Below are 12,841 nucleotides of genomic sequence, written 5' to 3' on the forward strand. Positions count from 1 at the left end.
ACCGGGCGGCCGGCTCCGCTCAGCCGGCGAACCAGCGCTCCGCGTCCAGCCGGAAGACGGCCTCGGGTGCCATCCTCCGCAGGTCCGCCTCCAGGGCCCCGACCCGCTCCGCGCCGAGCTCCTCGACCCACTCCGCGCGGAGCCGGTCGAAGCCCTCGGCGGACCTGACCAGCATGTCGACGCCGCGCGCGGTGAGCCTGACCAGTTTGCGCCGGCCGTCGCCGGGATCGTCGACCCGTTCCACGTATCCCAGGCCCTCCAGCTTGTCGACCGTCTTCCCCGCCGCCTGTTTGGAGACCCCCAGCCGACGGCCGATCTCACTGGCGCTCGCCCCCTCCCGCCCCACCGCCTGAAGCGCGAAGCCGTATGCCGGACGCACGTCCGGGTGGCCGTGGCCGGCCAGGTCGCGGTGCAGGGCGTCGATGATCGACCGGAAGCCCGCGAACAACAGCAGGGGCAGCTCGAACCCCGCTTCCTCTCCTCCGCTCCTCGCCTCAGCCATTGCACATCTCGACAACCTGGTTTACCTTTTCGACAATCACGTTGTCGAGTTTATCGCGAGGGGCCGCCATGTCCGGTACGCACTTCCCCGATCACACCATCGGCTCGGCGCCCCAGGCGTCCCGCCGCACCATGGAGGCCATGGCCGGCAAGCAGGGGGGCCGCGTCCCGGCCGCCGTGGCCCGGCTCGCCACGTCGCCGGAGACGCTCAACGGCTTCCTCCGGGCGAGCGCGGCCTTCGAGGCGAGCACGCTGGACCCGCTGTCCCGCGAGGTCGTCGTCATGACGGTGGCCACCCGCAACGACTGCCACATCTGCGTGGAGATGCACACGGGGAGACTGCGGTCGCTCGGCGCGGCACCGGAGCTCGTCACGGCGCTGCGGGCCTCCGAGGAGCAGCCTCTGCCGGACGAACGACTGGAGGGCGTACGGCGGTTCACCGTCGCGGTCCTGGAGACGGCCGGCGCGGTCGAGGACGAGCGCCTCCAGGACTTCCTCTCGCTCGGCTACACCTCGCGCAACGCCCTGGAGGTGGTTCTCGGCATCGGCGCCTACACGATGTCGACGCTGGCCAACCGGATGACGGGAGCGCCGGTGGACACCGTGCCGGTGTAGTCCGCCCGTACGAATTCCGCGGTGTGCTGAACGGGCGGGGTTGCCGGTCCGTATGGGACGTCACGCTTCTGACTCGAAGCACCGAAGCGGAGGAGTTCCATGGGACGCACATCGCGCAAGAAACGTTCGACCCTCGCCGGCCGGGCCGTGGCCGCCGCGGCCGCGCTGGCTCTGGGCGGAGGTGGGCTGGTCGCCGTCAATGTCTACGCGAGCGCCGGAGAGGGCGGGTCCGGTCCGCCTCCGGCGCAGACCCGGGACACGGCTCGCCAGATGTCCACCATCGACTGCCCTGACGCGGGGATCGCCCTCCCCGACGTGCCGGACGGCGCGCGGCCGGAGGTGGACCGGGAACTGGCCGCCATGGATACGCAGATCACCGACGCGTACCGGGAGTTCGCGGACGACAGGGAGCGGATCGCCCGGGATCCGGCGCTCGCCGGGAACGCGGTGCTCGATCCGCTGAGGAGCAGACGGGCGGCCAGCCTCGAACGGATCCGGATCGCCGTCGAGCGGGCCCGGGGCGTACGGCCGCAGGGCCTGGAGGGACTCGCGGGATGCGGCCTGCGCGCCGACGACGAGCAGGGGCAGGAGGGTGAGGGCGGCGACGGTGGTGACCAGGGTGGCGAGGACGACGGGCAGGAGGGCGGCCAGGGTGAAGGCCAGGGCCAGGGCGGCGAGCAGGGCCAGGAGGGCAACGGCCCCGAGGCGTCCGACTTCGTCGACATCCGGTCTGTCCAGCCCGCCACCGACCGCCCCAGTAACCGCAGGGGCGCCTCCCGGGGCACGTTCACGACCGACTGCGGCCGCAACGAGAACGGCAAGTTCAACCCGGACAACGTCATCGCCGCCCCGGGCGTGAGCAACGGCGCCCACCACATGCACGACTACGTCGGCAACCAGGCCACCGACGCGTTCGCCGGCGACGAGGACCTGGCCGCCGGAGAGACCACCTGCCGCAACCAGGGCGACCGGTCCACGTACTACTGGCCGGTGCTCCGTCTGCAGAACGGCCAGGACGAGGACGACGTGGACGCGGACGGCGGCGGCAAGGACCAGAACACCGGGGAGATCCAGACCCCGTCCCAGGTCACACTGAGATTCACCGGCTCCCCCGCCGGGAAGGTCACGGCCATGCCGCGCTTCCTGCGGATCATCACCGGGGACGCCAAGGCCTTCACCAACGGCGACGCCAATGCCAACGCGTCCTGGAGCTGCACCGGCTTCGAGGACAGGCAGCTGAAGGACAAGTACCCGATCTGTCCGGAGGGCAGCCAGGTGGTGCGGTCCTTCGCCTTCCAGAGCTGCTGGGACGGGCGGAACACCGACAGCGCCAACCACCGCACCCATGTGGCGTTCGCCCAGGACGACGGGCGGTGCCCGGACGGCTTCAGGGCCATCCCGCAGCTGGTCCAGCGCATCGTGTACGACGTCCCGCCGGGCCCGGGCTTCGCCGTGGACTCCTTCCCGGAACAGCTGCACAAGCCCGTCACCGATCACGGCGACTTCATCAACGTCTTCGACGACGCGTTGATGAAGAAGGTGGTGAGCTGCGTCAACGGCGGGCGTAGGTGCCGCTGACCCGGCGCCTCTCCCCGCCCCCTCGACCTGCGCGGTCAGCTCTTGTGGTGACCGGAGTGCCCTTCCTCGCTCCCTCCACGGCCACTGCTCCCCGAGTGGTGCGGCGAGGCGGTCTCCACCGTCCCCCCGAGCCGGCCGCGCAGCGCCGTGACCACGTCCGCGTCACCGACGGCGACCCATCTGCGCCCGACCAGATACGAGCCGCCGTAGTCGTTGGCCTCGTTGATCCACTCGCGCTGGCCGCGGTCGGTGGCGAAGGTCGCCAGCACGTAACGCCCATCGCCCGTCGTGCAGTTGGCCTGCCTGAGTTCCTCGGCATCGGTCTGCATGTCCGGCTCGCAGTGCGCCTTCGACGCGAGCTGCTCCAGGGTCCCGCTCACGGTGGGCGGCACGGCGGGCTTGTCGTCGCCGTCCGCTCCCCCGCCGCACGCGGTGAGCAGGGCGATCCCCACCGGCACGGCCACGGACATCCGGCCGGCCCGCCGTCGTCGCCACTCCCGCTGCTCCGCCATGCGGCCATCGTGCCCCGGGGCCCCCGGCTTCCGAGGGGAAACCGCACAACCCGCTCCGGAGCGCGCGCGCCGGAGTGACCATCGCACCATTCGCTCGTTCAGCTGAATATGCCCCCACTGCGAGCAGTACCGCCGTCCGCCGGCCGCCCGTATGCGGAGCAGGCCGCCGGGGAGCGGGCCGATGCCACGCCGGCCGAGCACTACGCCCGGCTGGTGCGGCTCGCGTATCTCGTGCTGGCGCCCTCGCTCGGCCGCAACCGGCGGGTGGTGTCGGCCCACTGGCTGGTCCAGCGGGCCCTGGCCGGCGGGCAGGGCGGAGATCCGGGGAGCGCGTACGCGTACGTACGTCTCCGGGTGCTGCGTTCCGCGCTGGAGGCGGGGCTGCCGTTGTTCCGGTTCGGCCGCCCCCGGCGGGCGCAGTTCCCGCCGCTGGTGCCGCAGGTGTGGGGACTGCGGCTGTTCCCGCACTCCTGCGGCGCGGACGAGCTGGCTCTGGACCAGGCGCTGGCCGAGACGTCCGGGCCCTGCCGGGCCGCGCATGTGCTGCGGGGGCTCGAAGGGGTCGACGACGCCGAGGCGTGCCGGGTCCTGGAGGCGGCGGGTGTCGACGACCCCCGGGCGGCGCTGCTGGAGGCCGACGCGCTCACGGCGCCCCACGCCCTGCTGGCCTCACCGGAGTTCGACCCGTGCTCGCTGCAGGTCAGGCCGACCGATCCGGTTCGCCGCCGACGGCGCGGGCGGGCCCTCCTGGCCGGTGCCGGCGCCCTGCTGGTCTGCGGGACGCTGGTGCTGATGCCGGGGGACGGCCTGGGCGGCCCCCGTGCCGCTTCCGCACCGATCTACTCACGCAACCACGCCGCCCAGCAGGCCCTGGATCCGGCCGAGTTGCGCCGGGTGCCCGGCGGGCTCTGGCGGGGCTCCACGCGCAGGGACTTCACCGTCTGGCCGACGCGCGGCGACCGGGCCGGGGACACCGGTCTGCTGGGCCGTGCCCTCGCCGCGTGGGCGCGGCCCGGCCCGGCGGTGGTCGCGTCGTCGACGCCCGGGACGCCCGACGGGCCGCCGATGGGTCCGCCGCAGCTGCTGTACGCGGGCGAGGCGGGCCGGGCGGCGGTGGTGCTGTTCCACGACGGCCTGCGCGTCGTGCGCTACGCCGAGCCCCGCAACGCCGATCCGTCCGGGGGTGCCGCGCTGGACTTCGCCCGGGTGGACGGCGCGGACGCGGTGGCGGCGAGCGCCCTGGTCGTGCAGCGCCGTGCCGGCCGGATCCGCTACCTGACCGCGCCCTGGGTGCGGGACGTAGGCGTACGTGACCTGCTCGCGCCGCACGAGGCGGCCCGGCCGCTGGCCCGCGACCGTCACGGGGTGACGGACCCGCTGACGCTGCCGGAGACCGAGGAGGGCGGCCGGGCCGACTGCCGTTCCTGGCAGGCCCTGGAGATGCGGGACGGCACCGCGGCGCGGCTGATGACGGATCTCGGGGAGCTCACTCCCGTACGCCTCACCTCCGGTGCGCCGTCGGCCCCGCACGACGTGGCGGGCCGGGCCGAGCGGGAGAGCTGGGCGCGCACGGCCTGTCTGCTGCCCGCGGTGCGGTCCAACGGCGTGCGGTCGGTGAACTCCTGGCGGTACGCGAAGCAGCGTCTGCCGGAGGGAGAGGGGGACGCCCTGTGGTTCTGCACCAGGGCGGACACCTGGCGGGGCACGGGAAGCAGGGTCCTGGCCCAGTTCCAGGCGCCGCCCGAGCTCTCGGGCGGCGCCGGGGCGCCGGCGGCGGTCGCGGCCCGCGCCGAGGACTCGCCGGACTGCGGGATACGCAGGCCCCGGGTGCTGGCGGGTGTGCTGTGGAAGTCGGACGGCGGCCGGTGGTACGTACTGGCGGCGGGCTCAAGGCAGTTCGAGGCCCTGACCGCGAGAGGAGGTGTGCGGGGCGGGACGCACGGGCGGCTGCTGGCGCTGCCCGCCAGGGAGGGCGCCCGGCCCCGGCTGGACGGGCTGCTGGCGGACGGCAGCCGGGTGGGCTCCCTGCGCTGAGGCGGGGAGCGGGCAGGGGCAGGTCACTTGCCCTGCCCCGTTAGGCTGTTCGGCATGACGACCGGGGTGCGACGCAGGATGGGCGTCGATGAGCGCAGGGCCCAGTTGATCGGCGTCGCGCTGGAGTTGTTCAGTCACCGCTCGCCCGACGAGGTGTCCATCGACGAGATCGCGGCGGCGGCCGGCATCTCGCGCCCGCTCGTCTACCACTACTTCCCGGGGAAGCGCAGCCTGTACGAGGCGGCGCTGAAGCGGGCCGCCGACGAGCTGTCGGGCCGCTTCCTGGAGGCGCACGAAGGGCCCCTGGGGGCACGCCTGATCCGGGTGATGCGCCGGTTCTTCGACTTCGTCGAGGAGCACGGTCCGGGCTTCGCCGCGCTGATGCGGGGTGGCCCGGCGGGCGGTTCCTCCACGGCCAACGCCCTGGTGGACGGGGTGCGACAGGCGGCGTACGAGCAGATCATCGCGCATCTCGGCGTCCCGCACCCGCCTGCCAGGCTGGAGCTCGTGGTGCGGTCCTGGGTGTCGCTGGCCGAGTCGACGGCGCTGCTCTGGCTCGACGGGAAGCGCATTCCGCGTGGAGAGCTGGAGTTGCAGCTGGTGCACGACTTCGCGGCGCTGGCGGCGGTGAGCGCCGCGTACGACCAGGAGATGGCCGGCATCATGCTGCGGGTCTTCGCGCAGGAGCCGGCGGACGGCCCGTTCGGCGAACTGCTCTCCAGGCTCTCCGTCCTGGCCCCCGCCGCACCGGCCGTCCCGCCGCAGCGGCTTCCTCAGTCCTTGCGGTAGGACGCGTCCAGGTCCCGCACCTCGGCCGATGCGTGGACGGTGAGTCCGTCGACCGGCTTCAGGTGCCCGGACAGCAGCTCCAGGACGGCCTCCGTCAGCCGCGCCTTGATCTCGGGGGTCCGGCCGGGCAGCATCGCGATGGAGACGTTCACGATGGAATCGCCGGCCGGGGCGTCACCGACGACGGAGTCCTCGGCCCTGCGGAAGCGGGTCTTGCAGGCGGGGACCTTCGTGGAGACGGTCTCGGCGACGAGCGGGTGCAGGGCGAGGGCGAAACCGCGCCGGTCGAAGCTGTCGTCGAGCTCGGCGGAGTAGTCGACGGTGATCTGCGGCATCAAGCGCTCCTGATCGCGGGTACGGGTACGCATACGTGTACAGCGTGCACGCACGTGTACGGCATCAGCTTCGCGTGATCCCGCCGCCCGCACAAGGGAGCACAGGAACGGCCGGCCCCGGCTTCCGCCAACGAGGCGGGAGCCGGGGCCGGCCGCCGGTGAGGGCGTCAGCGCTGGGCGAAGACGGCGACCGTGCGTCCCGGGACGGTGAAGCTGCCCGTCCTCTTCCCGTACGAGGACTTCTTGACGGCGGCGTCCGCGCCCGCCGCCTGGACGGGGTGCAGGGCGTACGCCTTCCCGGCGAGCCCGGGGACGTCCTGGCTCTGCGTACCGGGGGTGGCGTTCATGACGACGACCAGGTCGCCCAGGCGCATCGTGATCACGCCGGGGGTCTCCTCCTTGCCGGAGAGCGGGAAGGACAGGGTGGACTGCACCTGTTCCGCGGTGGCGAGGCCGAAGTCCTTCTCCGTGGTGCGGATGGTGAGCAGGTCCTGGTACGCGGCGGAGGCGCCGGTGATCTGCGCGCAGCCGGGGGTGAGCGCCGGGTTGGTCAGCAACGGCTTGCCGTAGGACCACTTGTCCTTGTTGTCGGCGGCGGGCGGCAGCCCCCGTCCGAAGCCGTTGCCCTTGCGGCAGTCCCAGTGCAGCGCGTTGAACCAGTCGCCGCTGTCGTAGGAGTTGCGGTCCAGCGACTTGGAGCGCAGCAGGTCGGTGCCGGCCTGGGAGAGCGCCGGTCCCTGCGAGAGCACGGCGGTCGCCATCGCCACGACCTGCATGCGGGCCCGGTCGGCGGCGGAGGTGTCCGCCGGGAGCTTGAAGGCGAGGGCGTCGTAGAGGGTTTCGTTGTCGTGGGCGTCGGCGTAGGCGAGCGCGTCGCCGGGTGCCGCCGCGTATCCGGCGGGGGCGCCGTTGTAGTCGACGGCCGAGCCCTTGACCGTACGGCCCTGGGTGTCGGTGAAGGTGTAGTCGGCGAGGTTGCCGGTGAGGCCCACCTTGATCAGGTCCTGGTAGTGGAGCAGCCGGGCCTTCTGTTCGGCCTCGGTGCCGTTGGCGGGCGAGGTGTTGGGGTCGGTGTAGAGGCCGGAGGCGAAGCCCTGGACGCCGGGGTCCTCGTCGAAGGGGCCACCGCCGCGCACGGCGTCGCGGGACCGGTCGGAGAAGGTGGCGATGCCGGTGCCGGCCATGTTCTTCTGGGTGGCCTGGACGAAGCGGGCGTCGTCGGCGATCTCACCGAAGTTCCAGCCCTCGCCGTACAGGATGATCTTCTTCCCGTCGACGCCGTCCTCGGCGACGGTCAGCTCGTCGAGGGCCTCGCGGACCGCGAGGATGTTCTCCTTGGGGTGGTGTCCCATCAGGTCGAAGCGGAAGCCGTCGACCTTGTACTCCTTGGCCCAGGTGACGATCGAGTCCACGACGAGCTTGCCCATCATGGTGTTCTCGGGCGCGGTGTTGGCGCAGCAGGTCGAGGTGGCGACGGTGCCGTCCTCCAGGAGCCGCTGGTAGTAGCCGGGCACGATCCTGTCCAGGACGGACTTGTCGTCCTGGCCGGAGGCGACGGTGTGGTTGTAGACGACGTCCATGACGGTCCGCAGTCCGGCGCCGTTGAGCCCCTGGACCATCTGCCGGAACTCGACCGTGCGCTTCGTACCGTCGGGGTCGGAGGCGTAACTGCCCTCGGGGACCGTGTAGTGCAGCGGGTCGTAGCCCCAGTTGAAGGCGTCCTTCGCGGCGGCCTTCGTGACGCAGGCCTGCTGCTCCTCGGAGTCGGGGGCGTAGACGGACACGTCACAGGCGGGCTGCTGCTGGTCGGACTTCTTCTCGGGGATCGTCCCGATGTCGAAGGCGGGCAGCAGGTGGACGTAGCTGGTGCCGGAGTCCGCGAGCTCCTTGAGGTGCCTCATGCCGTCGGAGCGGGTGTCGGTGAAGGCGAGGTACTCGCCGGGGTGTTTCGACGTGGTGTCCGTGACCGAGAAGTCGCGGACGTGCAGCTCCTGGATCTGGGCGTCGCGCATCGGGACGGCGGCGGGCTTCTTCAGGCCGGACCAGCCGCGCGGGGCGAGTTTCGGGTCGTCGAGGTCGACGACGAGGCTGCGGGCGGAGTCGGTGGTCAGGGCGGTGGAGTAGGGGTCGGTCACCTTGTTGGTGACCATCTTCAGGGCGGTGGGTGCCCAGACCTGGACGGCGTAGCGGTAGGGCTTGCCTTCCCAGCTCTTCTTCCCGGTCACCGACCAGACGCCGGTGCGGTCGTCGCGCCGCATCGGGACGCTCTTCCCGTCGAGTTCGAGCGAGACGGTGCGGGCGGTGGGTGCCCAGACGGAGAGCGTCGGGCCGCTCTTGCGGAAGACGGGGCCGAGGGCGGCGCCGCTCGCGGCCTTCCCGTACAGCGCGTCCAGTACGCCCGCGGTCTGTACGCCGGTGGCGGCGAGCAGAGCGCCGTTGGCGGCGCGCTGGGAAGCGATCAGCTGACCGCGCAGGGACTCGCGGACCCTGTCCCGGTCACGGGTGTCGACGGTGAACGCCGGATAGTCCTTGAGGTGCGGGTACTTCGCCTTCTGGGCGTCGGTGAGTTCGGTGGCGTCGAGCCGGAGCCACTGCCCCTCGTCGGAGAGGGCGCCGTCGACGACGGAGATGCCGCCGTTCTTCGCGTACACGAGCTGCTGGCTGGTGGCGTCGGTGGCCTTCACCTTCCAGACGACGGTGCCCGCGTCGATCCACTGGGCCTCGGCCTTGGTGAGATCGGGTGTCGGCACCCCGCCGGCCTGCGGCAGCAGGTAGCCGGACTTCCCGCCGAGCATCCAGACCTCGTGGCCGTACGAGGCGATGTCGAGGGACTGGTCGCTCGGGAGGTCCTTCTCGTCGCCCTTGTGGAGGATGTAGCTGAGCGAGGTGGCACCCTCGGTGAGCGGCACCTCGAAGGTGACGCCGTAGGCGTCGGTCTTCACGGGCTGCAGCGGCTTGGCCCAGTCCGTGGGGGCGGCGGCACCGGTCCAGGTGTGCAGGCCCCAGCCGTCGTAGTCGCCGTCGGCGCGGTGGTAGTGCAGGACGGCCTTGGAGGTGTCCTGCGCCGGGGCCTCGGGAGCCTCGGTGGCCTGCTCGTCCTTGCCCTGCTCGATCCAGACCTGGCCGGTCCTGGCGAGGTCGACGGTGCGTTCGGGGCCGTCGGTGGTGCCGTCCTTCTCGACCGTGTACGGGACCGAGGAGGCGCCCTCGTCGAGGTCGATCCAGGCGAAGGCTCCGTAGGCGTCCCGGCCGATGAAGTCGGCGCTCCTGTCGCCGGACTTCAGCTGCCAGCCCTCGTAGTCCCCGTCGGCGCGCTTGTAGTGGACGACGGCGTGGTCGCGTTCGACGGCGACGGGCTTCGGGGTGGGCGGTGCCTGGCCGGCGGTGGTGGAGGCCAGGGCGCTCGCGGTGCGTCCGGCGCGGTCGACGACCACGGCCTTGTAGCGCAGCGCGGTCCCGGCCTTCACCGACTCGTCCAGGTGCTGGGTGACCTTGTACGGTGCGTGGTCGGCGGAGCCGAGGGTGACCCACTTGCCGTTGCCGGTCTGCGCGGCGAACACGACGCGGTTCAGGTCTCCGCCGTCCACGTCGGCGCTGATCTCGACGGTGCCGGTGGCTCCGGCTGCCGGGGCCTTCAGGGTGACGGACGGCTTGGTGGCGGGGGTGCCGAGCTGCTTGTCGGCGCGGAGCACGACGCTGGACAGCGCGGGCACGGTGACCTCGACCGTCTTGTCGGTGCCGCTGCGGACGACGCCGGAACCGCCGTACAGCGTACGGAAGTTCATGCCGGCCGACTCGGTGGACAGCTCGACGGTCCTCGCCTCGGCGGAGTTGTTGGCGGCGACGACGTATTCGTACGGGCGCTTGGTGTCCGTGCGCGAGAAGGCGTAGACGGAGTCCTTGGCATAGCGCTCGGTCTGCACGCCGTCGCGCAGCGCCGGGTGCTCCGCGGTGAGCTTCGACAGGGCGGCTGTGGAGCGGTAGAGCGGGTGGGTCGTGTCGTACGCGTCGGAGGCGTGCGTACGGTCGGTGCCCAGCTGGTCGTCGTCGAGGTAGTCGGCGGTCTTCGAGGCGAACATCGTCTGGCGGGCGTCCTTGTCGCCGCCCGCTCCGGTGTAGCCCTGTTCGTCGCCGTAGTAGATCACCGGGTTGCCGCGGCCGAGGAACATCAGCTCGTTGGCCAGCCGGGCGCGGTCCAGGAGCTCGGCGTCGTCGGCCTTCGGGTTGTCCTGCTTCAGGAAGGTGCCGATGCGGCCCATGTCGTGGTTGCCGAGGAAGGTGACCTGCTCGTAGGCGTTGGCCTTGTCGGTGGTGTAGCGGTAGTCGTCACCGTAGACCGAGGCGAGCTTGGAGGCCGGGGCGCCCTGGGACGCGTACTGCCGGGCCGCTTCCTGGAAGGGGAAGTCGAGCGTGGCGTCGAGCCTGCCCCGGGTCACGTAGGGCGAGGTGATCGCGGTGTCGGCGGAGTAGACCTCGCCGAACATGAAGAAGTCGTCGCGGCCGCGCTTCGCCGCGTAGTCGTCGAGGGCGGTCGCCCACTGGGTCCAGAAGTCGAGGTCGACGTGCTTGACGGTGTCGATGCGGAAGCCGTCGATGTCGAAGTCGCGGACCCACTTCTCGTAGATCTTCTCCATGCCGGAGACGACTTCGGGGCGTTCGGTCCACAGGTCGTCGAGGCCGGAGAAGTCGCCGTACTCGGTGGACTCGCCGGCGTAGGTCGAGTCGCCCCTGTTGTGGTACATCGTGGTGTCGTTGAGCCAGGCCGGGACCTTCTTCCCCGTGTTCTGCGGGGTGTACGGGAAGGAGTCGGCGTCCACCTCCTCGACACCCTGGGTGTCGTCGAAGGGGCGGCCGGTCTCGTCGAGGTACGGGAAGGCGCCCTTGGGCTTGTAGCCGTACTCCTTCTCGGCGTAGTCGACGGTGTCGGCCGTGTGGTTGGTGATGACGTCGAAGAAGACCTTCATGCCCTTGGCGTGGGCCTTGTCGATCAGCTTCGTGAGGTCGGCGTTGGTCCCGAAGTGCGGGTCGACCTGGGTGAAGTCGGTGATCCAGTAACCGTGGTAGCCGGCTGACGCGTTGTCCCCGGTGCCCTGGACGGGCCGGTTCTTGAAGATCGGGGCGAGCCAGATGGCGGTGGTGCCGAGCCCCTTGATGTAGTCGAGCCGCTGGGTGAGGCCCTTGAGGTCGCCGCCCTGGTAGAAGCCCTTGTCCGTGGGGTCGTAGCCGGTCTCCAGCCGCGAGCCGGTCAGGCCTCCCCGGTCGTTGGAGGTGTCGCCGTTGGCGAAACGGTCCGGCAGCACGAAGTAGAACTGCTCGCGAGTCAGGTCGTTCCTGGCCGGTTCCGCGGCGAGTTTCGCGTCCGAGGGCGGGGAAGGCGGTCTGGGCGCGGCGGACGCGGAGGCCGCCGGCACGACGGGCAGCAGCGCCGCGCACAGTGCGGCGACGGCTCCCCGCCTGAGGGTGGTTCGGGACACGGGCGGGTACTCCTCTTTCGGGGATCGGGCGGTGTGGAGCGGTGGGGGGGGGGGGCGCCCCCCCCCCCCCCCCCCCCCCCCCCGGGGGGGGGGGGGGGGGCCGGGGGGGGGGGCCCCACCACCCAGCGGCCGAGCCCGCTACAGCACGCCCGCCTCCCGCGCCGACCACACCGACGGGATCAGCGGGCGATAGCCCAGCTCGTGACGGATGCGGGTCGTCGACATCACGCCGTGCCAGGGGTCCGGGACGTCCATGTCGAGCGCCTCCCGCGGCACCGGCAGGCCATGGAACTGGAAGAGGTCGACCATCGTGACCGGGGCGTCGTCGGCGATGTTGTAGACGCCGTGCGCCCCGGGCGCGTACAGCAGCCGCCGCAGGCCTTGTGCCACGTCCACGTGGTGCCCCATGTGCAGGCGCTGCATGGCGGGCCACTTCGGCGCCCACTTCATCACGTCGGTGAGATGCGGATCCCCGTCGCCGTACACGAACGGCAGACGTCCGATGCGGAGGTCGTTCAGCCCCTCCATGGATCCGAGGGCCTGCTCCGCCTCCCACTTGGACTCCGGGTAGGCGCCCCACAGGTGGGTGCCGGGCACCGTCTCATCGCTCTCCACCAGCGCCCTGCCCCGCCCCGCGCCGTACGCCAGCCCGGTGCTGACCTGCACGAACCGCCGCACTCCGGAGGCCACCGCGGCCCGGCCGAGCTCGATGGCCGCATCACGGTTCACCGCCCGCGCCTCCTCGTCCGGCACCCCGCGGAACGCGGCGGCGACGTTCACCACCGCGTCCACCCCGGCCGTCGCCTCGCCGAGCACCTCCGCGTCGCGCAGATCGCCGACCAGCACCTGCGCGCCCAGCTCGGCGAACCGCTCGCCACGGGTCGCGTCGCGCACCAGGACCCGCACCTCGTCGCCGGCCGCCGCGCTCTGCAGCAGCCGCGGCACGAACCGTCGCCCGACCTGGCCCGTCGCTCCTGTCACCAACGTCAGCATGGCCGCCTCC

9 protein-coding genes are annotated in these 12,841 nt (G+C 71.9%); 4 read left to right on the forward strand and 5 right to left on the reverse strand.

The features are described 5' to 3' along the window. Positions 1–19: 19 nt before the first annotated feature. Entirely contained in the window at positions 20–502 is a 483-nt protein-coding gene (locus ACIQM3_RS23375) for a MarR family winged helix-turn-helix transcriptional regulator (protein WP_401627194.1), read from the reverse strand. Between the two features lie 68 nt (positions 503–570). On the opposite strand from ACIQM3_RS23375, the gene ACIQM3_RS23380 reads away from it, so the two are divergent. Continuing rightward, complete coding sequence (locus tag ACIQM3_RS23380) at positions 571–1,116, forward strand: carboxymuconolactone decarboxylase family protein (RefSeq protein ID WP_401627195.1); 546 nt, start codon at positions 571–573, stop codon at positions 1,114–1,116. A gap of 99 nt (positions 1,117–1,215) precedes the next feature. After that, positions 1,216–2,694, forward strand: coding sequence for a DUF1996 domain-containing protein (locus tag ACIQM3_RS23385; RefSeq protein WP_401627197.1), 1,479 nt, complete (start codon positions 1,216–1,218; stop codon positions 2,692–2,694). Positions 2,695–2,729: 35 nt separating this feature from the next. Here ACIQM3_RS23385 and ACIQM3_RS23390 read toward each other — a convergent pair whose 3' ends face one another. Further along, entirely contained in the window at positions 2,730–3,164 is a 435-nt protein-coding gene (locus ACIQM3_RS23390) for a hypothetical protein (RefSeq protein ID WP_401627445.1), read from the reverse strand. 150 nt (positions 3,165–3,314) lie between these two features. Between ACIQM3_RS23390 and ACIQM3_RS23395 the strand changes: the two genes are divergently transcribed. Beyond that, a complete protein-coding gene (locus tag ACIQM3_RS23395) occupies positions 3,315–5,240 on the forward strand; it encodes a hypothetical protein (RefSeq protein WP_401627199.1) in 1,926 nt (641 codons plus the stop codon). 54 nt (positions 5,241–5,294) lie between these two features. Next, a complete protein-coding gene (locus ACIQM3_RS23400) occupies positions 5,295–6,029 on the forward strand; it encodes a TetR/AcrR family transcriptional regulator (RefSeq protein WP_401627200.1) in 735 nt (244 codons plus the stop codon). Here the strand turns inward: ACIQM3_RS23400 and ACIQM3_RS23405 are convergent. The 3 genes from ACIQM3_RS23405 to ACIQM3_RS23415 all read right to left on the reverse strand — a co-directional run bounded on the left by ACIQM3_RS23405 (position 6,014) and on the right by ACIQM3_RS23415 (position 12,831). After that, positions 6,014–6,364, reverse strand: a complete 351-nt coding sequence (locus tag ACIQM3_RS23405) for a 5-carboxymethyl-2-hydroxymuconate Delta-isomerase (RefSeq protein WP_401627447.1) — start codon at positions 6,362–6,364, stop codon at positions 6,014–6,016. The two genes, ACIQM3_RS23400 and ACIQM3_RS23405, sit on opposite strands and share 16 nt — an antisense overlap. A 167-nt stretch (positions 6,365–6,531) precedes the next feature. Next, positions 6,532–11,838 (reverse strand): pullulanase-type alpha-1,6-glucosidase, encoded by a 5,307-nt coding sequence (gene pulA / locus ACIQM3_RS23410; RefSeq protein ID WP_401627202.1) that lies wholly within the window; start codon positions 11,836–11,838, stop codon positions 6,532–6,534. A gap of 138 nt (positions 11,839–11,976) precedes the next feature. After that, the gene (locus ACIQM3_RS23415) at positions 11,977–12,831 is read right to left on the reverse strand and encodes an NAD-dependent epimerase/dehydratase family protein (protein WP_401627204.1); all 855 of its coding nucleotides are present in this window, start codon (positions 12,829–12,831) and stop codon (positions 11,977–11,979) included. Positions 12,832–12,841: the final 10 nt, after the last annotated feature.

The sequence above is a fragment of the Streptomyces sp. NPDC091271 genome (genome assembly GCF_044757505.1).
GTDB lineage: Bacteria > Actinomycetota > Actinomycetes > Streptomycetales > Streptomycetaceae > Streptomyces.